This is a genomic window from Catenulispora sp. EB89, from assembly GCF_041261445.1.
In the GTDB taxonomy this organism is placed as follows: Bacteria; Actinomycetota; Actinomycetes; order Streptomycetales; family Catenulisporaceae; genus Catenulispora.
In genome coordinates, this window is record NZ_JBGCCU010000004.1 from 255,110 (window position 1) to 275,623 (window position 20,514).

Below are 20,514 nucleotides of genomic sequence, written 5' to 3' on the forward strand. Positions count from 1 at the left end.
CGATGTGTACCTATCAGACGTTCAAGCTGGCGGTTGCGGGCAGCGCCAAGGGGACTCCCGGGTGGATCCGCGTCACCGAGGCGAGCGTGTACTACGACCATCCGGTGCACGCCATGGACGAGCACACGCTGAACATCGACCTGCGCAATCCCGAGCGCGGACCGTCGGCGCGGATCGCGGTGGAGCTGACCGCGCAGGCGGCTTACGACCTGGCGCAAGCCATTCTCACGGCGTTGGAGAGCGTGCCGGAGGGCATGCTCCCGGCGGGCGTGCGCGTGGGGCGTGCGGGACTACTCACGGAGTCGTCGCAGGTCTAACGTCATAGACATGGCCACCGACGACGCACGAATCGATACTGGCAGTGTCTACGACTACGTGGTGGTGGGAGCCGGCTCGGCCGGATCCGCGGTCGCCGCGCGGCTGTCGGAGGACCCCGGGTGTCGGGTGGCGTTGTTGGAGGCCGGGCCCGCTGATCGCAACCCGCTGATTCACATTCCGGCGGCTTTCTCGGAGCTGTTCGAGAGCAAGCTGGACTGGGCGTACCGGACGGTGAACCAGCCGAAGCTCGGCGGGCGGCAGATCTTCTGGCCGCGGGGGCGGATGCTCGGCGGGTCGTCGTCGATCAACGCGATGATGTGGGTGACCGGCTTCGCGGCGGACTACGAGGAGTGGGCCGCAGCGGCCGGACCCGAGTGGGGGCCGGACGCGATCGGGGCCGTCCTTCGGCGGGTCGAGGCCTTCACGGCCGCGCCGGACGGCGCCGCGCACGGCAAGACCGGGCCGGTGCGGGTGGAGCGGCAACGTTCGCCGCATCCGTTGACGGGGCGTTTTCTCGAGGCGTGCGCGGCGCTGGGGATGCCGGGCGTCCAGACGGCGGTGACGCAGCACGCGGGTCGCCGGTGGTCGGCGGCTGACGCGTATCTCAAGCCCGCGCGCCCACGCCCGAACCTGGTCGTCTACACGGGCGCGCTGGCGACGCGGGTGCTGTTCCACGACCGCCGCGCGACTGGCGTGCGCTACCTGGACGGCCGACGGGTCGGCTCGGTGGCGGCGCGCCGCGAGGTGATCCTTTGCGGCGGCACGGTGAACACGCCGCAGCTGCTGATGCTCTCCGGCGTCGGGCCGGCGGAGCACCTGCAGCAGCGCGGCGTGAAGCTGGTGGCCGACCTCCCGGAGGTCGGCCGCAACCTTCGGGACCACCTGGCCGCGGGCATCGTGGTGAAGACGAAGAACACCAAGTCGCTGATCAGCGGCCGCACCCCGGCCGGCTTCGCGCGCTACCTGGCGCGTCACGAGGGGCCGCTGACGTCGAACGTGGGCGAGGCGTACCTGTTCACGAAGAGCGAGGACGGGCTGGACCAGCCGGACATCGAGGTGCTGTTCGCCCCGGTGGCGTTCCTCGACGAGGGCCTGACCCGCCCGAAGGAGCACGGGTACACGATCAGCGCGGTCCTGCAGAAACCGCGCTCCCACGGCACCATCACCCTGTCCACCCTCGACCCCACGGCGGCGCCGAGAATCGACCCGGCCTACCTGACCGACGCCGACGGCCTGGACTACGCGACACTGACCCGCGGCATGGCCCTCTGCGAGAAGATCGCGGCGGCACCCCAGCTGGCGCCCTTCAACGACGGCTACATGCTCCTCCCCGGCCTGTCCGGCCCGGACCTGTACGAGGCCTCGATCCGCCGCTACGCCCAAACCCTGTACCACCCGGTCGGCACCTGCCGCATGGGCAGCGACGCGGGCTCGGTCGTCGACCCGGAGCTGCGCGTGCGCGGAATCGAGGGACTGCGGGTGGCGGACGCCTCGGTGATGCCGGCGATCATCCGGGGTCACACGAACGCGCCGTCGATGGTGATCGGGGAGAAGGCCGCCGAGCTGGTGAAGGATGCCGACCGGGCGGGGCGGCGGGGGTAGGTGGCGCGCTGGCTCGCGTACCGGACCAGGCGGCTGCAGCACCCTCGCAGCGCCAAAGACCAGCTCACACTGGCGCCGATCGGACTCGGCCGCCAGCCGGTCACACATGGGAACGCGCGCCGCCCCGCCAACTGGCCGCCATCCCGATGACCTGCGGCCCCGGCCCGCCGCGACCGGCCAGCCGGCCAGAGCTGCGACCCGGATCCGCGCCGCGCCGCCGACCAGCCGCTACGCCGGCGACCTGCACCCAGGCCTGGCCACCGCCCACCCGGCCCCACGCGAGCCCGCCAGTGCGCCAGTCCCCGCCCCTCCCGACTGGCGCGGGCACCCGCCCTGCCCGAGGCTGGGTCGTGGGGCGCGGCGGTGCGTGGCCGCCGGGCGGGCGCGGCCCGAGCGTCAGGAGCGCGCGTCATGGCAGGTTTCGACATCAATTCGCTGCTGAATCAGCTGATGGGCAAGCAGGAGCAGCAGGCGCCCCCGCAGGAGGGGCAGGGCGGCGAGCAGGGGCAGATGCAGCAGCCCGCGCAGGCTATGGGTGCCGCGCCGGCTGGCGGTGCCGGCGGGCTCGGTGGGTTGCTCAGTAGTGGGATGCTGCAGAAGCTCGCGCCGATGATCGGTGGGCTGGTCGCCGGGGGCGGCCTGTCGAAGCTCATGGAGCAGCTGAAGGGTGGCGGGCTCGGGTCGCAGGCGAAGTCGTGGGTCAGTTCCGAGCAGCCGAACCAGCCGGTCAGCGGGGAGCAGATCACGCAGGCCCTGGGGCAGGAGCAGATCTCGCAGGTCGCCAACACTCTTGGGATGAGCCACGAGGAGGCCGCGCAGACCATGGCGGCGACGCTGCCGCAGGTCGTCGACGCGATGACGCCGGAAGGCCACCTTCCGGAGGCGGCCACGGCCGGCGCGCCCGGGGCGGCAAACGCGGGCGCTCCGCAATCCGTGCAGCAGAGCGCCCAGCAGCCCGGATCGCAAGGTCAGAACCGCCCTCCGGCCGGTGGGGCCTCCGAAGGACGTCCGCAGGGCAGTTGATCCGCCCGGGTGGGAGATCGCTACCATGCACACATGCGCGACATCGCAGTGTTCAGCGGAAGCGCCCATCCGACCCTGGCCGCGGAGATCTGTGCGCACCTGGAGACCTCACTGAACCCGGTGCGCACCATCCGCTTCGCCAACGACTGCCTGGAGGTGCAGCTCCAGGCCAACTGCCGCGAGCGCGACGTGTTCCTGGTGCAGCCCCTGGTCGCGCCGGTCCAGGAGCATCTGGTCGAGCTCCTGCTCATGTGCGACGCGGCCCGCGGCGCCTCGGCGGCGAGGATCACCGCCGTGGTGCCGCACTACTCGTACGCCCGCAGCGACAAGAAGGACGCCCCGCGCATCTCGATAGGCGGACGCCTGGTCGCCGACCTCATGGTGGCCGCCGGCGCCGACCGGGTGCTGGCGATGACGCTGCACTCCCCGCAGGTCCACGGCTTCTTCTCGGTCCCGGTCGACCATCTCAACGCGCTGCGCGAACTGGCCAAGCACTTCCGCGACTACGACCTGTCCAACACCACCGTCGTCTCCCCCGACCTGGGCAACGCCAAGGAGGCCGCGGCCTTCGCGCGCCTGCTCGGCGTGCCGGTCGCGGCCGGCGCCAAGCAGCGCTTCGCCGGCGACACCGTCGCCATCAGCTCCGTCATCGGCGACGTGACCGGCCGCGACGTCATCGTCCTCGACGACGAGATCGCCAAGGGCAGCACCGTCATGGAGCTCCTGGACCGCCTGCGCGACCTCGGCGCTCGGAGCGTCCGCGTGGCCTGCACCCACGGCCTGTTCGCCTCCGGCGCCCTCAAGCGGCTCTCCGACCAGCCCGACGTCGAGGAGATCGTGTGCACCAACACGGTGCCGATCCCCGCGACAGAAGAGTCGGACAAGCTCACCGTCCTGTCCATCGCCCCGGCACTGGCCGAGGCGATGCGACGGATCCACAACGGCGAGTCGGTCAGCGCGCTGTTCGAAGGGGTCTGAGAAGCATCCGCGGACAAACCGCCGTCAGGACAAGTGCTCCCCGTAGAACTCGAAGATCCGCTCCCAGGCGTCCATGGCCGCCTCCGGCCGGTACGACACCCGGTTCACGTTGAAGAAGGCGTGCCCGGCACCCTCGTACGTCTTGAAGTCGTACGTCTTCCCCAGCTTGTCCAACGCCGCCTCCAACCGCGCCGTCTCCTCCGGTGACGGATACCCGTCGTCCGCACCGAAGTTCCCGAGCAACGGGCACGACAGCTCGGCCAGCCGCCCCTCCAGCGACGTCGCCCGCAGCCCCGTCGACTCCGGGCTGTCCACCATCACGAACGCCCCGTAGTTGTCGACCGCCGCCTGCAGCTCCAGCCCGCACGCCGCGAGCAGCGCCTGCCGCCCGCCCGAGCAGTGTCCGATGACGCCGATCTTGCCGTTCGCCGAAGGCAGCGCACGCAGGTACTCCGCGGCCGTGCCGACATCGGCGATCAGCCGCTCGTCCGACACGCCACCGCCGGCGCGCACCGCGGCCGCCGCGTCCTCGTACGACACGCCCGGCCCGCCCTCGCGGCTGTACAGGTTCGGCACCACCGCGTTGTACCCGTGCACGGCGAACGTCCGCGCGTACTCGCGCGTCGCCTCGTCGTAGCCGGGCAGGTGGTGGATCAGCACGATGCCGCCGCGCGGCGCCTCGTCCTGCGGAACCGCCAGGTAGGCCTCGATATCAGCGCCGTCGCCAGCGGGGTAGTGGACGGTCCCGGCCGAAATGGCATTCGTCATCGCGATCTGCATGCCGCACATAGTGGCACGCTCATATCGGAGACAGAACGTAGGCACGGACGGCGACCGTCACCGCGCCGCCCGATCGGACCTCTCCTGCGCGCTCGTGCCAGGCGTTCGGCCCCATCCCGACGACTTGCGCAACCTCAGTCGCCGACAAAGCGAGCGTGGCCCGACAGGTGTGCTCGGACTCGACCGTGAACCGGTCCGCGAACTGCTCGCGCAACCGCTCCGGCTTGCGGTCGTCGACCGCCATCAGGCCGTACTCCTCGATCAGCTCCCTGAGATGGTCCGGCTCGGGCACCACGACGACCGCCCGGCCGCCGGGGTGCAGCACGCGCCGCATCTCCCGCGGATTGCGCGGTGCGAAGACGTTGAGCACCACCGAGGCCGCCCGGCCCCGCACCGGCAGCCCGGCCCAGGCGTCGGCGACCACCGCGCCGATCCGCGGATGGGCCCGCGCGGCGAGGCGGGCGGCGTGCTTGGAGATGTCCAGCGCGATGCCCGGCTGGTCCACGGCGTCCAGGACCCGCGCCAGGTAATAACCGGTCCCCGCACCGAGGTCGAGCACACAACTCTCGTCAGGCGCCACCGAAGCGCCATCAACCGCCACCGCCGCCACCCCGGCGACCAGTTCCGCGATCCCGTCGTAGTGCCCGGCCCCGAGGAACGCGGCACGCTCCGCGACCATCTCCGCGGTGTCAGCCGTACCGGCGGCTCCCCCACCAGCCAGCAGCGAGACGTAGCCATGCCGCGCGACGTCGAAAACGTGCCCCTCCTCACACACCAACCGCATCCCCGGAGAACCCTCGACGATCAAGGCGGTGGCACAATGCGGGCAGGACAACCAGTCGACGACGTCCGAGATCACCTCCCCAGTGTGACCGAATACTTGGCAGAAACGGGAACAGGCGGAGGCACCCTCCTCGTTGATACAATTCAAACGCGATACAACGCGTCTTTGGGGCCGCTGCCGAGAGGGACTAGCCATGGCCATGAGAACGACGATCCGCCACGACGGTGACCACGCCCCGTCCGCCAAGCCGTTGATCCTGCTCACCACGATCGCGGTGCTGCTCCTGGTAGCCGTGCCGATCTCGATCCTGGTGGCACTGTTCATGATCGTATTCGGGCACGTGACCGGCGGCTTCGCCGTCATCGGGGTCACCGTGCTGGCCGCGATCGTGGCCGTGGTGGCCGCCGGTGCCAGCGGCTTCCGGCACCTGCAGAAGGTCGTCGAGCACAAGTCGTTCCGAGTGGTGCAGCTCGGGCAGCGCGACTACCACTACGAAGGCGACAACTGCGGGCACGACCACTCGAACGACGAGATCCGCATCATCTGAGCCGGGACCCCCAGAACGCCCAAGGCCTGGAAGCGCCGTCCCCTCAGGCGCTCCAGGTCTGCCGTATCCACGCGTGCCGCGGGTCGTCGCTGAACGCCATCGAGCGCGCCGCGCCGCGGTCCCGGCCGGCCAGCACGTTCAGGTAGTACAAGTCGTAGCCCGGCATGGCCATCGACGGCCCGTGGTAGCCGTACGGGATGAGCACGACGTCCCCGGCCCCGACCTCCCGCAGCACGTCGATGTCGCCCGCCGACGAGGAGTAGACGCGCTGGTACCCCGGCCCGCCCTCGTAGTAGTAGATCTCCTCCTTGGCCCGCTCCCCGCCCTCGACGTCCTCGTCGTGCTTGTGCGGCGGCCAGGACGACCAGTTCCCGCCCGGCGTGATCACCTCCACCGCCAGCAGGCGGTCGGTCTCGAAGGACTCCGGCGCGCAGAAGTTGTTCAGCGTCCGCGCGGCCGATCCGGCTCCGCGCTGCTCCACCGGCACTGCCTTGCGTGCGCCGTACCGGAACGGCAGGTCCGCCTCGGCCCACGCGGTGGGGATCGCGACGCGGCACGGTCCGTCGACCGCTGTCAGCCGCACCATGCTGCGCCGGGGAATGTAGGCGAAGTCGCTGGGGCCGGCGAAGACGTTCTGGCGTCCGTGCAGCAGGAATTCGGCACTACCGCACCGGACTGTGCACGAACCAGCCAAAGGCAGGACTAACGCCTCATCCTCTGCGGTAAAGAACTGATATGAACCGCCGAACGTCGCGGTCTTCAGTCCCGCATAACGCCAACCCGCCGACTCGGGGGTGATGTCAATGGTGGTGTCGCCGACCGATGTCATACCGCCTCCCGTTTGCTGCATAGCAGGACGGAGTTCGCCGGTCAACCTGTTGTCCGGACAAAGTGACCGCAGCATACTGACCCCCATGGGGATCCGACCGCGGATCGAGGTGGACCGCTCCTCCCCGATCCCGCTCTACTTCCAGGTCGCCGAGCAGATCGCCGAGGCGATCCGCACCGGCGAGCTGGCGCCGGGCGACCAGCTGGACTCCGAGGTGCAGATCGCCGAGTCGCTGGGGCTGTCCCGGCCCACGGTGCGCCAGGCGATCGGCCACCTCGTGGACCGCGGCATGATCGTCCGGCGGCGCGGCGTGGGCACGCAGATCCTGCCGATGCCGGTCCGGCGCGAGATGGAGCTCACCAGCCTGCACGACGACCTGGCCCGCAGCGGCCGGGTCCCGGCGACCGACGTGCTGCTGCTGGCGCGGGTCCCGGCCGAGCCGGAGGCCGCGACAGCGCTCGGGCTGCCGGCCGGCACGCCGGTGACGAAGGTGGTGCGGCTGCGCCGCTCGCAGGGCGAACCGCTGGCGGTGATGCGGAACTGGCTGCCCGAGCCGGTGCCGCCGTTGACCGTGGAACTGCTGGAGACCCGGGGCCTGTACGAGGTGCTGCGCAAGGCGGGCATCCGCATCTGCGTGGCCCGGCAGCGGATCGGCGCGTGCACCGCCGACGCCGAGCAGGCGGCCCTGTTGGAGGAACGGCGCGGCGCGGCTCTGTTGACCATGGAGCGCACGGCTTTCGACGACAGCGGGCGGGCGGTGGAGTTCGGCAACCACATCTACCGCGCCTCCCGCTACAGCTTGGAAGTCACAGTCACCGAGCACTGAGATCCCCGCGGAGGCACCGATGGGAGCACATTCCGCACAGTCCAGAAACCTTCGAACCCTGATGGCGATCGGCGCGGCCGCTGCCGTGCTCGTCGCCGGCTGTTCCGGTTCCTCCTCCGGCTCCGGTTCCAAGCCGGCGAACGTGAGCTCGGCCAACCAGCCGAAGAACCCCACACTCGTGATCACCGCCAACGACATCGCCGGCGGCAAGAACAGCAACGAGGCGACCTGGATCCAGCAGACCCTGATCCCGGACTTCGTGAAATCCGAGGCGGCCAAGGGGATCACGGCGCACGTCACGTTCCGCCCCAACGGCGTCGACGACAACTCCTACAAGTCCAAGCTCGCCCTGGACTTGCAGTCCGGCACCGGCGACGACGTCTTCGCCCTGGACGGCATCTGGGTCGGCGAGTTCGCCGACGCCGGGTATCTCAAGCCTCTGACCGCCGTGGCCGGCCCGCAGGTCGACAGCTGGGACGGCTGGTCGCAGATCTCGCAGTCCGTCCAGGCCCTCGGCGAGTACCAGGGCCAGCGCTACGGCGTCCCGAACGGCACCGACGCCCGCGTCATCTTCTACAACAAGAAGCTGTTCGCGCAGGCCGGGCTGCCTGCGGACTGGCAGCCGACGAGCTGGCAGGACGTCTACGACGCCGCTGCGAAGCTGAAGGCCCTGCCCGGGGTCACGCCGGTGCAGTGGGACGGCGGCGTCCCGATGGGCGAGGCCACCACCATCCAGGGCTTCCTGCCGCTGCTGGCCGGGGCCGGCGGCACGCTGTGGAGCAACGGCAAGTGGATCCAGGCCGGCGCGGCCTTCAAGGCGGCCCTCGGCTTCTACCAGAAGATCTACGGCGGCGGATTCGGCGACCCGGTGCTCCAGGAGGACGCCAAGGGCCGCGACAAGTCGTTCACCGAGTTCGCGGCGAACAAGATCGGCATCTACGCCGAGTCCGACTACATGTGGCGCTCGGTGGTGAACCCGAAGGGCGGCACGGCGCCGATGGCCGACCGCGACACCGCCGTCGGGTACGCGCTGATCCCGACCGAGGCCCCGGGTTCGGGCGTGAAGGGCCAGAGCTTCGTGTCCTACTCCGGCGGCTCCGACTGGTCGATCAACCCCAAGACCAAGTACCCGCAGGCCGCCTGGGACTTCCTGGCCTTCCTGAACTCCAAGGCCGAGACCGAGTCCCGGATCGGCGGCGCGGCGCTGATCACCGCGCGGACCGACGTCAACCAGGAGGTCCTGGCCGGCGACCCGATGCTGAAGTTCGCCACCGAGAAGGCCCTGCCGGTCACCAACTTCCGGCCCTCGCAGGCGGCGTACAACGACGTGTCGAACCTGGTCCAGAAGGCGGTCGCGGACGTGGTCGGCGGCAAGAGCCCGGCGGACGCCGCGGCGGCCTACGAGAAGGCGCTGGAGGCGCTCGTTGGCGCGAGCGACGTCGCCCCGGGTCCCTGAGGATCCCGCGGGGCTCGGCAGGGCGCGCGCGGCGGGCATCGCCGCGCCCGCCCTGCTGGTGGTCGCCGCGTTCCTCGTCTTCCCGGCGCTGTGGACGCTGTATCTGGGCACGACGAACTACCGGCTCACCGGCTTCGCCGCGCGCCATCCGCGCAGCGTCGGCCTGCAGAACTACACGAACGTCCTCCAGGACCCTGATTTCCGCCACTCGCTGTGGCTGACGTTCGAATACGCCATCCTCTCGGCGGTGATCGGGCAGGCGGTCCTGGGCTTCACCATCGCGTGGCTGCTGCGCGACGCCACCGGCTGGTTCAAGCGGCTGATCGAGGCGCTGGTGCTGCTGGCCTGGATCCTGCCCAGCTCCGTGGTGGCCTTCCTGTGGGTGGCCATGCTGGACCGCGACGCCGGGACGCTGAACGCACTGCTGGACACGCCCGGCACGGCGTGGGCGATCGAGCACCCGATGGCCGTCATCATCGTGTTCAACATCTGGCGCGGCACCGCGTTCTCGATGCTGCTGTACAGCGCGGCGCTCACCGGCGTGCCGCCCTCGCAGCTGGCGACCGCGCGGATGTTCGGCGCGAGCTCCTGGCAGCAGCTGCGCGACGTGGTGTTCCCGCACATCCGCGGCCACATCCTGACCAACCTGCTGCTGATCTCGCTGTGGACGTTCAACGACTTCACGCCGTACCAGATCACCGCCGGCGGCCCGAACGGCAAGTCGGAGATCCTGCCGGTGTACATCTACCAGACCGCGCTGTTCGACGGGCAGATGGGTCTGGGGGCCGCGATCTCGTTGCTGATGCTGGTGATCAACCTCGTGGTGGCGCTGGTGTACCTGCGGCTGCTGCGGGAGCGACGCCAGGATCGGGTGGCGGTATGAAAGATCCGGCCGTGCGCGCGGCCCTGGCGAAGATCGGCCGCTACACCTTCCTGTCGGCGCTGCTGGGCTTCTTCGCGCTGCCGATGCTGTGGCTGGCTTCGGCGCCGTTCAACGCGCACCCGACCCTGGACGTGAGCATAAGCTCGTTTACTCTTCACAACTTCTCGGTCCTGCTGAAGGATCCCTATGCGCTGCCGTCGCTGTGGAACTCTCTACTGCTGGCAGGGGGTACGGCTCTGCTGACAGTGGGGTTCGCAGCGGCGGCGGCGTACGCCCTGAGCCGGGTGCGGGTTCCGGGCCGCGACGGGATCCTCTACGCGCTGCTTCTGTTGTCCTCGATCGTGACCGGAACGGCAGCGATGGTGCCGCTGTTCCAGTTGGCGTTCAAGCTCCATCTGATCGACTCCCGGGTCGGGGTGATCCTGGTGTTCACCGGCGGCCTGATCCCGGCGGCGATCTTCATCCTGAAGGACTTCACCGACAACACGCCGAAGTCCTACGAGGAGTCGGCACGGGTGTTCGGGGCCTCGCCGTTCCAGATCATGCGGCACATCGTGCTGCCGATGATCCGGCCCGGGCTGGCCACGGTGACGGTCTGGGCCGTGGTGAACGTCTGGAGCAGCTTCCTGATCCCGTACATCCTGGTCCGCAACCCGGACAAGTACCCGGCCTCGGTGGTGCTCTACACCTTCTACACCGAAGGCGGCCAGCCGAACCTCGCGCTGATCTCGGCCTTCTCGCTGTTGTACTCGATTCCAGTCATCGTTTTGTACCTGTTCGTCAGCCATCGCTATGGTTTCCGGTTCCACGGCGGCATCAAGCGGTAGGAGAAGCGGTCATGGCAGGTGTTTCCCAAATGGCGCAGGGGTTTGACACATGGCACAGATAAGGACCGTCGACCTGACCAAGACCTTCGCCGACGCCGACGCCGGCGGCGGCGTCACGGCGCTGGACGCGCTGAACCTGACGATCGAGGACGGGGAGTTCTTCGCGCTGCTGGGCCCGTCCGGCTGCGGGAAGACCACGCTGCTGCGGACGCTGGCCGGGCTGGAGACGCCCAGCAGCGGCGCGGTGCACATCGGCGAGGCCGACGTGACGCGCACGCCGCCGGGCAAGCGCGGAGTGGCCATGGTGTTCCAGGACTACGCGCTCTTCCCGCACATGACCGTCACGGAGAACATTGCGTATCCCCTGCGGGTACGCGGGGTTCCCAAAGCCCGACAGCGGGAAGCCGTCCTCGCCGCCGCCTCCGAGCTCGGCCTGACCGGGACCGAGACCACAGTGGGTTTGCTGGACCGGCGGCCGGGCGCTTTGTCCGGCGGACAGCAGCAAAGAGTGGCTTTGGCCCGGGCCACCGCGGCTGAACCGTCCGTTTTTCTCTTTGACGAACCCCTGTCGAACCTTGATGCTCGTCTCAGGCTGGAGGCGCGGACGTTCCTCAAGCGGCTGCAACGCGAACTCGCCACCACCACGGTCTTCGTCACGCACGACCAAGCCGAGGCGCTGGCGCTCGCGGACCGCATCGCGGTCATGCGGTCCGGCCGGATCCGCCAGCTGGGGACACCGCGCGAGGTGTACCGCCGGCCGGCGAACACGTTTGTGGCGTCTTTCATCGGCTCCACGCCGATGAACCTGCTGGAGGGGGTAGTCCGTGACGGACGCGTTCTGGTCGCAGATTCCGAGATCGCGATGCCTGACGGGGCCGGGGAGCGCCTGGCCGAACGCACCGAGGTGGTCCTTGGCGCGCGCCCGGAGTACTTCCGCGTATCGGCGGGTCCACGCGATGGGGCGTTTCGGGGCACGGTAGAGGTCGCCGAGAACCTTGGCAGCTCCCTGCTGCTGACGCTCGACGTCGCCGGCACCGCGGTGCAGGTCGTGGTCGCCGAAGAAGACGAGCCGGAACCCCAAGCCACGGTGTGGGCGTTGCCCCGCAAAGACCGGACTCTGCTCTACGTGGATGGGGAGTTGGTGGGCTGATGCGGCTGGACGGCGTGTGGTGGCTGGAGGACCGGCTGCGGCAGCAGCTGCGGCCGGTCCCGTTCGAGGTGCCGCCCGGCGTCTCGGGGATCGACGTCCGGCTGGAGTACGACCAGTCCGCGGGTGCGGTCCTGGACCTCGGCTGCGCCGGCCCGGAGGGCTTCCGCGGCTGGTCCGGCGGGGCGCGGCAGGAGTTCACGGTCGGCGCCCGGCGCTCGACGCCGGGCTACCTGGCCGGGGAGATCCTGCCGGGGGTGTGGCACGTGTGGCTGGGACTGCACCGGGTCCCGCCGGAGGGCGTCCGGTACTCGCTGGAGATCACCTTCAGCGACAAGCGAACGGCTCGCGCGCTCGAATACGACCAGGCCGGGGCCGCGGCCCTGGAACGGCCGCCGGCCCGGGAGCTGCCGACCGTCGGCGCCCGCCGCTGGTACGCCGGCGACCTGCACGCCCACACCGAGCACAGCGACGGCACGCTGACCGTCGGCGGCCTGGCCTCGCTGGCCGCGCAGACCGGCCTGGACTTCCTGGCGGTCACCGACCACAACACGATCAGCCACTACCCCTTCCTGGACAAGGAGTCCGCGCGCAGCGGCGTCACGCTGATCCCGGGGCAGGAGGTCACCACCGACCTCGGGCACGCGAACGTGTGGGGTTCGAAGGAGTGGATCGACTTCCGGCGCCCGGCCTCGCAGTGGATGAAGCAGGCCGAGAAGGCCGGCGCGCTGTTCTCGGTGAACCATCCGCTGGCCGGGGACTGCGCGTGGCGGCACCAGCTGACCACGCAGCCCTCCATCGCGGAGATCTGGCACTGGTCCTGGTTCGACCGGACCTGGGGCTGGCCGCTGGCCTGGATGAAGCGGCACCCGGCGGCCATCATCCCGGTCGGCGGCAGCGACTTCCACGAGCCTGACGGCATGCCGGCCTCGCTGGGCGCGCCGATCACCTGGGTGCTGGCCGACGAGTGTTCGACCACTGCGATCCTGTCCGGCATCGCCGCCGGCCGCACCGCGGTCTCCGCCGACCGGACCGGCCCGCTGGTGCTGCGCTGCGGCGACGAGATCACCACGGTGGACGCCGACGGCCTGATCCTGGTGCGGCCGGACGAGACCCGGGTGGTGGTGCGCGCGGACCGGGCGGGGCGGCAGTCGTTCCCGGCTTCGCAGACCGGGGTGTACCGGCTGGAGACGTGGCGCAACGAGGTGGTGGCTTTGTGCGCGTGACGGGGTCGGGGACGGGGGCTGGCGCGGGGCCGAGGACAGGGACTGAGGCGGGGCCGGGATCGCGGCCGCAGCCAGGATCGCGGCCGCAACCGCAATCACGGCCGCCGGTCTGGCCGGTGAAGGTCGCGACGGCGCCGGTGAACTTCGGGATCTACTCGGCCGAGAATCCCTTCATCAGCGCGGCGGAATACGCCCGGATCGCTGCGGACTGCGGGTATGAGGGCACTGATCTGGGGCCGCACGGCTACCTGGACGAGGTGCTGGCCGACGCCGACTCCGCCCCGCCGCTGGCCGGCGGCTGGCACGACCTGCGGTTCGGGCAGCAGGAGGGCTTCGCCGACGACTTGTCAGCCCTCGAAGACACCGCACGCCTGCTGCGCATCCGCAACCGGTACCCCGACATGAGCAGCTTCGCGCCGAAGCCGACGCTGGCCTGCCCGCCGTCCGGGCCGCTGGACGCCGCCGGGTGGGGTCTGCTGGTCCGGCAGGCGTACCGGGCCGCGTCCCGGTGCCGGGAGCACGGACTGGAGCCGGTGTTCCACCACCATCTGGACACCAGCATCGAGACGCCGGACGACATCGACCGGCTGCTGGAGCTGACGGAGCTGGAGTTGTGCCTGGACACCGGGCATCTGCTGGCGGCCGGCGGGGATCCGTTGGCGACGCTGGCGCGGTGGGGACATCGAGTGCGGCATGTGCATGTGAAGGACGCGCTGGCGGACGGGACGTTCTGCCGGCTCGGGGAAGGTCGGCTGGATCTCGGGGCGTTCCTGGACGCGTTGCGGGCGCTGGCTTATGAGGGGTGGATCGTGGTCGAGCAGGATGTGCCGGACCGCGGTCAGGATCTCGGGCGGATCATCGGGGATATGCGGCACAACCGTGCGGTGCTGGCCGGGTTGGGGGTGTGATGGCGGCTGGGGGTTCGACTTCGGCGGCGGGTGGCGGGGCGGTTTCCGGGTCGGCTTCCGGATCTGTTGTGGGGCCGGTCGTGCGGGTCGCGGTCGTCGGGTTGGGGCGGGTGGCGCGGCACGTGCACCTGCCGTTGCTGGCCAAACTGGACAAGTACTTCGCCGTCACAGCGGTCTGCGACGCGCAGCACGGGTACGCCGCCGACGTCGCGCGCCGGATGCGCGTGCCCGGTTCCGGGGTCTTCAGCGATGTGCGGAGCATGTTCGGGTGCGGCGAGTTCGACGCGGTGCTGCTGTTGACGTCCGGGTCGCACGCGGCGCTGGCCGCCGAGGCGCTGAAGCGCGGGTATCCGGTGTTCTGTGAGAAGCCGCTCGCGCACACGCTGGATGAGGCCGGGGTGGTGCGGGAGGCCGGCGATCGTTTGATGCTCGGGTATATGAAGCAGTACGACCCTGTGGTCACCGAGGCGTTGGGCGGCCTGGATCTTGGGGCCATCCGACATATCGATGTCAGTGTTCTGCATCCTCCGGAGCGGTTTCCGCAGACGGACTGGACTCCGGCTTCCGGTTCCCATTCCGGAACCGCGTCGGCGCCGGAGCACGTCGGGCCACGTGTGCATTGGGAGTACCGCGCTGTGCTCGACAGCGTGTGCCACGATCTCGCGCTGATCCGTCTGCTGGATGGCGGCATCGGCGTGGATGTCGATGCGGCGTACTCGTGGGGCGCGCGGGACGGGGAATCGGGTTCGCTGGAGTTCTCGGGGCCACTTTCGCATGGCGGTCGCTACAACGTGCGCTGGCATTACCTGCCGGACTATCCGGAGTATGAGGAGCACGTGCGCGTGCACACCGAGGACGGGACGCACGACCTGGCGTTCGGGAACCCGTACTTCTTCGGCGCCGACTCGGGCTTCGAACGCGAGCTGCTGGCGTTCCACTCCTTCGTGACCGCCGGCACGCCGCCGCTGAGCGGCATCGCCGAGGGCACCGCCGACATCCGCACCGGGATGCTCGTCCTCGACGCCCTGGGGAAAACGGGATGAGCGAGCCCGCGGAGCTGGTGATCGTCCCGCACACGCACTGGGACCGCGAGTGGTACCAGCCCTTCCAGCGCTTCCGCCTGCGCCTGGTGGCGGTACTGGACCGGCTGCTGGCACAGCTGGAAGCCGACCCGCGAGCACGCTTCACACTCGACGGCCAGACAGCCGCGATCGACGACTACCTGGAGATCCGACCGGAGCAGGAGCAGCTGGTCCGCACACTGACGGCACGAGGGCAGCTGGCGCTGGGCCCGTGGCGGGTATTGGCGGACTCCTTCCTGTGCTCAGGCGAGAACCTGCTGCGCAACCTGGAGATAGGCCTCCGCCGCGCCGACGAACTCGGCGGCGCCATGCGCATCGGCTACCTGCCGGACCAGTTCGGCCACGCGGCCCAACTCCCGCAGATCCTCCGCCACGCGGGCATCGACACGGCATGCGTCTGGCGCGGCGTGCCGGAGGCGGTGCATACGACGGAGTTCTGGTGGCAGTCGCCGGACGGCACGACCCTGCGCACGCGCTACCTGCCCGAAGGCGGCTACGGCGGCGCGGCGGGCGTGTTCGGCGAGGCCGACGCGGCGGTCGTGCGGCAACGGGCGGAGGAGCATGTACGGGCGCTGAGACGGTGGCAGCCGACGGGGCCGCTGCTGGGGATGTACGGCACGGACCACTCGGCGCCGGTCGAAGGGCTGGCGGATTTGGTGGCGGGGGCTGCGGACGGGGCGGTGCGGATTCGGCTCGACACGCTGGCCGGGTTCTTGGACCGGCTGGACAGGTCAGCAACAAGCGATGGCAGCGCGGCTAGCAGCGGGCTGGCATCCGGTGACGTGGCGAGTGAGGCCGAGGCCGGTGCGGGAGCAGTTGCCGGCGCCAGAGCTGGTGAAGCGAGCAGCCTTGGTGCTGGTGCTGGTGCTGGTGCTGGTGCTGGTGCGGGTGCTGGCGGTGGCGCTGGTGCTGGTGATGGCGGTGGTGCTGGCAGTGGTGGTGTTGGCGCTGGTGGTGGTGTTGGCGCTGGTGGTGGTGCCGGTGCCGGTGGTGGTGTTGGCGCTGGTGGTGGTGGTGGTGGTGGTGCCGGTGGTGGTGTTGCCGATGGTGGTGTTGCCGATGGTGGTGTTGCCGATGGTGTCGGTGGTGGCACCGGTGGTGTTGGGACTGGCGCTGGCGCTGGTGTCGGTGGTGTTGGCACTGGCGCTGGCGCTGGTGGTGGTGGTGTTGGTCTTAGTGGTGGTGATGCTGGTCTTAGTAGTGGTGATGTTGTTGGTGTTGGTGTTGGTGTTGGTGTTGGTGAAGTAGTAGTTCGGGGCGAGTTGCGCTCCCACGCGCGGGCCAACATCCTCCCCGGCGTCCTGTCGTCGCGCATCGGGCTCAAGCAGGCGTTGAGTCGGGCCGAGCGGCTTGTCGAGCGGTATGCCGAGCCTGTCGCGGCGCTTTATGGCGTGCGGGGGGCGTGTCGGCCTTTCTTGGAGCTGGCGTGGCGGCGGTTGGTCGACTCGTCGTGCCATGACAGTGTGACCGGGTGCGGGGTCGATGGGACTGCCGAGCAGGTTGCCGCGCGGATCGGGGAGGCCGGTGATCTGGGGCGGGGGGTTGTCGATCTTGTGCTCGGGCCGGTTGCGGACACCGTTCCGGATGGCGGGCATCTGCTCTTCAACCCGACGCCGTGGCGGCGGACGGAGGTCGTGGTGCTCGAGGTGCCGGCCGGTCGGGTGTTGAGGGCAGCCGCGCATGTTCCGCATCAGGTTCTCGAGACCGTCGAGGAGACCTTTGCCGACGAGCAGGTCGCGCCCGCCGAGCTCGATCGGTTCCTGCGCAAGATTCATGGTCGCGAGCTCTATGGGCGGCAGATCGCCGCGTGGCATGTCGATCCCCGCGCCGCGACGATCGTCTTCGAGCTGGCGCCGACCTCCGAGTTGGTCTTCGACGTCGCCGACGTGCGTGCCGCCGTCGCTGCGACCGCGGAGCCGGCCGTCGAGAGCTGGTGCGTCAAGGTACGAATACAGCCGCGCGCCAAGGTGGCCGCGCTGGTCGACGTCGGCCCGCTCGCCCTCACCGCAGTCACCGCAGCGGCCGGAACGCCCGCGCCGCCGGGCCCGCAGAAGAACATCGCCACCGGACGCCGGGCGCTCTCCGACCTCGACAACGGCCTGATCCACGTCGTGCTCCGCTCCGACGGCCTCCTCGACGTGCTCGCCGCGGACGGCACGCATGCCGCGGGCCTCGGGCTGATCGTCGACGGCGGGGATCTCGGCGACGAGTACAACTACGCGCCGCCCGGGCGCGATCGCGTCGTCGACTCGCCCGACGAGATCTGGAACCGCGAGCGGTGGAACGGGCCGCTCACCGGGTCGTTGGAATCAGCGCGCTGGTTCAACTGGCCGACGCACGGTGTCCCCACACACGGTGTCCCGGCACACGGTGTCCCGACGTACTATGTCCCCGCCGCGGCCCCCGGCGGAGCCGCCGTCAGCAGCCGCGCCGAGTCCGTCCACACCACCGAGCTCAGCACCCGCATCGAGCTGCGCCACGGCGAGCCCTTCGTGCGCCTCACCATCGCCTTCGACAACCGCAGCGACGACCACCGCGTCCGCCTGCACCTCCCGCTCCCCCGTCCGGCCGCGCGCTCGCACGCCGAGGGCCAGTTCGCCGTCGTCGAGCGGCCGCTGCACGCCGAGGGCGGCTTCGGCGAGCGCCCCGTGCCGACCTTCCCGGCCTACGGCTGGGTCGCGGCCGGGGGCCTGGCCGTGCTGCTGGACCACGTCAGCGAGTACGAGCTCGTCGACGACGGCCGCACCCTCGCCCTCACCCTGCTGCGCTCCGTCGGCCTGCTCTCGCGCAACGACAACGCCTGGCGCGAGGAGCCCGCGGGCCCGCAGCTGCCCACGCCCGGCGCGCAGTGCCACGGCGTGCGCACCGTCGAGCTCGGCCTCTACCTCTACGCCGGCGAGTGGCACGAATCAGGGCTCCTCGACGCCGCCGAGCGCTACCGCCACCCGTTCACCGCGCTCCCCGGTCGGAGCCAGAACCCTGACAACATCCCGGAGGTCCCCGGCGGCGGCTTCGAGATCGGCGGACGCGGCGTGGTCCTGAGCAGCTGCCGCGACGTCGGCGACAACGGCGGCGGGGAGGCACCCGAGGTGCGGCTGGTGGCCCTCACTCCGGAGCCGACCACGGCGACCATCAGCACCGGGCAGGAACATCAGCACATGGAAATGCGCCCCTGGCAGGTCGCCACGACCGTCGCCAGGAGCGCGTCAAGCGCGTCAGAGGTATAGCCCGGACTATCGGGTCCCCGCCCAGTGCCCGTTGGCCTGCCGATACTCAGGTTGTTTGCGGTACTTGCGGAACAGCTGTTCCTTGGAGTGGCGGATCACGTGGGAGACGCGGGTGTGGAAATAGAGGAGCTTCCCTTGCCCGCGCGCGCCGAGTCCGTGGTGCCCCTTGGCCGGGCTGTTCTTCGCCATGCGTTTTCAACTCCTTGCCTGCCGGAGCCGCGGGAAGACGGCTTCCGTGACCTCACGCTAAGCCGGGCCACGGCGTCAGGCCACCGGAGCGCCGGCCAAGAAGCGCGGCCTGAAAAACGTCACCAAAAACGCCGCCGAAAGCAGTGGCCCAAAGGCGGCCGCAAAAGCCGCCCCCGGGCCCAGCCGCTGCCTCCTTCTCAGCAGCCTCAGCCGAAACAGCCTCAGCAGCAGTCGGCCGGCAACAACATCGCCTCGTCCGGATAGCACCAGGCCCAGACCTCGCCGGGCTCCAGTGACCGGATCAGGGGATGGCCGGTGGCGCGCCAGTGCGCCGTGGCGTGCCGGCTCTGCGAGTTGTCGCAACAACCCACATGGCCGCAGACGAGGCACTCCCGCAGGCTCAGCCAGCGACCGCCGGTGGCCCGGCACTCCCGGCACTCGTCCGTGGAGTCCGGTTCGGCGTCGCGGAGCTGTTCCAGGTGGTCGCAGCGACCACCGTTCGCGGGGACGTACACGGGGATGGGCATGAGGTGGCTCCTCGCGTGTCTGATTCGTCACGCCGCGCCCCTTGTGACCGGGTGCACAGACGCTTGGCGCGGAGCGTACCGGCTGGAGATGACCTGCCATGGGACGCGCGGGAAACAGCTGATCCGGATAAGCTGGCGTACTCCGCCCGAGAGACCCTTACGGCGGGACCGCCTCACACCTCCGCCAAAGCCCTACCATGGGGTGATGCGGAATGTGGACCCGGGGTATGACGCCTTCGCGGCACGTACCCTGGCAGACTTGCTTGTCATGGGGGTGAACTCGTGACGACGACACAGCCGCTGGAAAGCAGCACGGAGGCTACAGCGCGCGACGGGAACGTCGACTCGACGGCGCCCGGCGCCTCGGCCGGCGGACGGCGCCGGAGCTGGATCCCGGGACCGGTCCTGCCGCAGAGGTTCCGCCCGACGAACCGGCCCAAGCTGTGGCTGGAGATCGCGCTCATCGCGCTGGGCTACTACCTCTACACCCTGACCCGGCTGGCCGCGCCGTCCCACGAGTCGGCGGCCCAGCAGCGCGGCCACGACATCCTGCGCCTGGAGCACTACCTCGGGCTGAACTTCGAGCGCACCTTCAACCACTGGGTCTACAGCGTGCGCTGGCTGGCGTTCTCGATGAACGTCTACTACGCGACACTGCACTTCATCGTGCCGATCGCGGTGCTGGTCTGGGTGTACTTCAAGTTCCCCGACCGCTACCGCGCGGTCCGGACCGTGATGATCGCGATGACGCTGATCGCGCTGTTCGGGTTCTACTTCTACTCCCTGGCCCCGCCGCGGATGCTGCACGGCGGCGACTTCATCGACACGTTCAAGCTGCTGAACCCCTGGGGCCAGACGGCGGCGACGTCCGACGGGGTGGCCGGGCTCGGCTCGTCGACGAACGAGTACGCGGCCATGCCGTCGCTGCACATCGGCTGGTCCACCTGGTGCGCGCTGGTCATCGCGCACCTGGCGCAGCGCCGGTGGGTCAAGGCCCTCGGCATCGCCTACCCCTTCTGCACCTTCGCGGTCATCATCGGCACCGCCAACCACTACGTCCTGGACGCGGTGTTCGGCCTGGTCACCCTGGCCCTGGGCTTCCTGGTCCAGCGGATCCTCCAGGGCCGGCCGGTGTTCGCGCCGCCGAAGCCGGCCGGGGACGCGCCGCTGCCCCGGCAGCCGGAAGGGCTGACGGCCGGCAACGCCGTCGACGACGGCGCCTCGGCGGAGCTGGTGCGGCCGTCGATCCACCTGCGAACCTGAACCAACGAGCGTGAGCCATCGGCCTTGAGCCGCAGCACGTGAACCACCGAACGGGCCCCTCCTCGGGGCCCGTTCTTCGTTCGTGCGCAGTT

The 20,514-nt window shown here is 70.1% G+C and carries 21 protein-coding genes and 1 pseudogene; 17 read left to right on the plus strand and 5 right to left on the minus strand.

Going from position 1 to position 20,514, the window contains the following annotated elements; translation table 11 throughout:
* The first annotated feature begins 2 nt into the window (after window positions 1-2).
* The 4 genes from ABH920_RS10780 to ABH920_RS10795 all read left to right on the plus strand — a co-directional run bounded on the left by ABH920_RS10780 (window position 3) and on the right by ABH920_RS10795 (window position 3,921).
* Window positions 3-317 (plus strand): DUF6295 family protein, encoded by a 315-nt coding sequence (locus ABH920_RS10780; protein WP_194922211.1) that lies wholly within the window; start codon window positions 3-5, stop codon window positions 315-317.
* Between the two features lie 10 nt (window positions 318-327).
* Window positions 328-1,920, plus strand: a complete 1,593-nt coding sequence (locus ABH920_RS10785) for a GMC family oxidoreductase (RefSeq protein WP_370348764.1) — start codon at window positions 328-330, stop codon at window positions 1,918-1,920.
* A gap of 411 nt (window positions 1,921-2,331) precedes the next feature.
* Window positions 2,332-2,943: a YidB family protein gene (locus ABH920_RS10790; RefSeq protein ID WP_370348765.1), complete on the plus strand. Its 612-nt coding sequence runs from the start codon at window positions 2,332-2,334 to the stop codon at window positions 2,941-2,943.
* A 33-nt stretch (window positions 2,944-2,976) separates the two neighbouring features.
* Entirely contained in the window at window positions 2,977-3,921 is a 945-nt protein-coding gene (locus ABH920_RS10795; protein ID WP_370348766.1) for a ribose-phosphate diphosphokinase, read from the plus strand.
* Between the two features lie 24 nt (window positions 3,922-3,945).
* Here the strand turns inward: ABH920_RS10795 and ABH920_RS10800 are convergent, their stop codons facing one another.
* Window positions 3,946-4,710: a dienelactone hydrolase family protein gene (locus ABH920_RS10800; RefSeq protein WP_370348767.1), complete on the minus strand. Its 765-nt coding sequence runs from the start codon at window positions 4,708-4,710 to the stop codon at window positions 3,946-3,948.
* 10 nt (window positions 4,711-4,720) lie between these two features.
* Window positions 4,721-5,560, minus strand: a complete 840-nt coding sequence (locus tag ABH920_RS10805) for a methyltransferase domain-containing protein (RefSeq protein WP_370348768.1) — start codon at window positions 5,558-5,560, stop codon at window positions 4,721-4,723.
* Between the two features lie 118 nt (window positions 5,561-5,678).
* Here ABH920_RS10805 and ABH920_RS10810 point away from each other — a divergent pair, with 118 nt between their 5' ends.
* The gene (locus ABH920_RS10810) at window positions 5,679-6,032 is read left to right on the plus strand and encodes a hypothetical protein (protein ID WP_370348769.1); all 354 of its coding nucleotides are present in this window, start codon (window positions 5,679-5,681) and stop codon (window positions 6,030-6,032) included.
* A 43-nt stretch (window positions 6,033-6,075) separates the two neighbouring features.
* Here the strand turns inward: ABH920_RS10810 and iolB are convergent, their stop codons facing one another.
* A complete protein-coding gene (iolB, locus tag ABH920_RS10815; protein WP_370348770.1) occupies window positions 6,076-6,861 on the minus strand; it encodes a 5-deoxy-glucuronate isomerase in 786 nt (261 codons plus the stop codon).
* Window positions 6,862-6,946: 85 nt separating this feature from the next.
* Between iolB and ABH920_RS10820 the strand changes: the two genes are divergently transcribed.
* The 11 genes and pseudogenes from ABH920_RS10820 to ABH920_RS10870 all read left to right on the plus strand — a co-directional run bounded on the left by ABH920_RS10820 (window position 6,947) and on the right by ABH920_RS10870 (window position 18,443).
* Entirely contained in the window at window positions 6,947-7,687 is a 741-nt protein-coding gene (locus ABH920_RS10820; RefSeq protein WP_370348771.1) for a GntR family transcriptional regulator, read from the plus strand.
* Between the two features lie 61 nt (window positions 7,688-7,748).
* Window positions 7,749-9,143, plus strand: coding sequence for an extracellular solute-binding protein (locus ABH920_RS10825; protein ID WP_370348772.1), 1,395 nt, complete (start codon window positions 7,749-7,751; stop codon window positions 9,141-9,143).
* Window positions 9,112-10,026, plus strand: a complete 915-nt coding sequence (locus ABH920_RS10830; RefSeq protein ID WP_370348773.1) for a carbohydrate ABC transporter permease — start codon at window positions 9,112-9,114, stop codon at window positions 10,024-10,026. Before ABH920_RS10825 ends, ABH920_RS10830 begins: the two co-directional genes overlap by 32 nt.
* Window positions 10,023-10,853, plus strand: a complete 831-nt coding sequence (locus tag ABH920_RS10835; protein ID WP_370348774.1) for a carbohydrate ABC transporter permease — start codon at window positions 10,023-10,025, stop codon at window positions 10,851-10,853. The genes ABH920_RS10830 and ABH920_RS10835 overlap by 4 nt, the downstream gene beginning before the upstream one ends.
* Window positions 10,854-10,902: 49 nt before the next feature.
* A complete protein-coding gene (locus ABH920_RS10840; RefSeq protein ID WP_370348775.1) occupies window positions 10,903-12,003 on the plus strand; it encodes an ABC transporter ATP-binding protein in 1,101 nt (366 codons plus the stop codon).
* Window positions 12,003-13,226 carry a CehA/McbA family metallohydrolase gene (locus ABH920_RS10845; protein ID WP_370348776.1) on the plus strand — a complete coding sequence of 408 codons (1,224 nt, stop codon included), beginning with the start codon at window positions 12,003-12,005 and terminating at the stop codon, window positions 13,224-13,226. Before ABH920_RS10840 ends, ABH920_RS10845 begins: the two co-directional genes overlap by 1 nt.
* Before the next feature lie 116 nt (window positions 13,227-13,342).
* The gene (locus ABH920_RS10850; RefSeq protein ID WP_370348777.1) at window positions 13,343-14,134 is read left to right on the plus strand and encodes a TIM barrel protein; all 792 of its coding nucleotides are present in this window, start codon (window positions 13,343-13,345) and stop codon (window positions 14,132-14,134) included.
* 80 nt (window positions 14,135-14,214) lie between these two features.
* A complete protein-coding gene (locus tag ABH920_RS10855) occupies window positions 14,215-15,177 on the plus strand; it encodes a Gfo/Idh/MocA family protein (protein WP_370348778.1) in 963 nt (320 codons plus the stop codon).
* Window positions 15,174-15,887, plus strand: a pseudogene (locus ABH920_RS10860) (alpha-mannosidase); the annotation flags it as partial. The gene ABH920_RS10855 and the pseudogene ABH920_RS10860, both read left to right, overlap by 4 nt.
* 178 nt (window positions 15,888-16,065) lie before the next feature.
* Window positions 16,066-16,464 carry a hypothetical protein gene (locus ABH920_RS10865; RefSeq protein ID WP_370349042.1) on the plus strand — a complete coding sequence of 133 codons (399 nt, stop codon included), beginning with the start codon at window positions 16,066-16,068 and terminating at the stop codon, window positions 16,462-16,464.
* Window positions 16,465-16,769: 305 nt separating this feature from the next.
* Window positions 16,770-18,443, plus strand: a complete 1,674-nt coding sequence (locus ABH920_RS10870) for a hypothetical protein (RefSeq protein ID WP_370349043.1) — start codon at window positions 16,770-16,772, stop codon at window positions 18,441-18,443.
* 6 nt (window positions 18,444-18,449) lie between these two features.
* On the opposite strand, the gene ABH920_RS10875 is transcribed toward ABH920_RS10870, so the two are convergent.
* Together ABH920_RS10875 and ABH920_RS10880 are read right to left on the minus strand one after the other, a co-directional pair.
* Complete coding sequence (locus ABH920_RS10875; RefSeq protein ID WP_370348779.1) at window positions 18,450-18,632, minus strand: hypothetical protein; 183 nt, start codon at window positions 18,630-18,632, stop codon at window positions 18,450-18,452.
* A gap of 221 nt (window positions 18,633-18,853) precedes the next feature.
* Complete coding sequence (locus tag ABH920_RS10880; protein ID WP_194918642.1) at window positions 18,854-19,159, minus strand: UBP-type zinc finger domain-containing protein; 306 nt, start codon at window positions 19,157-19,159, stop codon at window positions 18,854-18,856.
* Window positions 19,160-19,441: 282 nt separating this feature from the next.
* On the opposite strand from ABH920_RS10880, the gene ABH920_RS10885 reads away from it, so the two are divergent.
* Complete coding sequence (locus ABH920_RS10885; protein WP_370348780.1) at window positions 19,442-20,422, plus strand: phosphatase PAP2 family protein; 981 nt, start codon at window positions 19,442-19,444, stop codon at window positions 20,420-20,422.
* Window positions 20,423-20,514 lie beyond the last annotated feature (92 nt).

What these genes read in the sequence shown, in the direction of transcription:
- ABH920_RS10880 (WP_194918642.1), bottom strand. Translation starts at nt 19,159, where the DNA reads ATGCCCATCCCCGTGTACGTCCCCGCGAACGGTGGTCGCTGCGACCAC.
- ABH920_RS10800 (WP_370348767.1), bottom strand. Translation starts at nt 4,710, where the DNA reads ATGTGCGGCATGCAGATCGCGATGACGAATGCCATTTCGGCCGGGACC.
- ABH920_RS10780 (WP_194922211.1), top strand. Translation starts at nt 3, where the DNA reads ATGTGTACCTATCAGACGTTCAAGCTGGCGGTTGCGGGCAGCGCCAAG.
- ABH920_RS10785 (WP_370348764.1), top strand. Translation starts at nt 328, where the DNA reads ATGGCCACCGACGACGCACGAATCGATACTGGCAGTGTCTACGACTAC.
- ABH920_RS10810 (WP_370348769.1), top strand. Translation starts at nt 5,679, where the DNA reads ATGGCCATGAGAACGACGATCCGCCACGACGGTGACCACGCCCCGTCC.
- ABH920_RS10845 (WP_370348776.1), top strand. Translation starts at nt 12,003, where the DNA reads ATGCGGCTGGACGGCGTGTGGTGGCTGGAGGACCGGCTGCGGCAGCAG.
- iolB (WP_370348770.1), bottom strand. Translation starts at nt 6,861, where the DNA reads ATGACATCGGTCGGCGACACCACCATTGACATCACCCCCGAGTCGGCG.
- ABH920_RS10825 (WP_370348772.1), top strand. Translation starts at nt 7,749, where the DNA reads ATGGCGATCGGCGCGGCCGCTGCCGTGCTCGTCGCCGGCTGTTCCGGT.
- ABH920_RS10840 (WP_370348775.1), top strand. Translation starts at nt 10,903, where the DNA reads ATGGCACAGATAAGGACCGTCGACCTGACCAAGACCTTCGCCGACGCC.
- ABH920_RS10820 (WP_370348771.1), top strand. Translation starts at nt 6,947, where the DNA reads ATGGGGATCCGACCGCGGATCGAGGTGGACCGCTCCTCCCCGATCCCG.
- ABH920_RS10790 (WP_370348765.1), top strand. Translation starts at nt 2,332, where the DNA reads ATGGCAGGTTTCGACATCAATTCGCTGCTGAATCAGCTGATGGGCAAG.
- ABH920_RS10835 (WP_370348774.1), top strand. Translation starts at nt 10,023, where the DNA reads ATGAAAGATCCGGCCGTGCGCGCGGCCCTGGCGAAGATCGGCCGCTAC.
- ABH920_RS10875 (WP_370348779.1), bottom strand. Translation starts at nt 18,632, where the DNA reads ATGGCGAAGAACAGCCCGGCCAAGGGGCACCACGGACTCGGCGCGCGC.
- ABH920_RS10795 (WP_370348766.1), top strand. Translation starts at nt 2,977, where the DNA reads ATGCGCGACATCGCAGTGTTCAGCGGAAGCGCCCATCCGACCCTGGCC.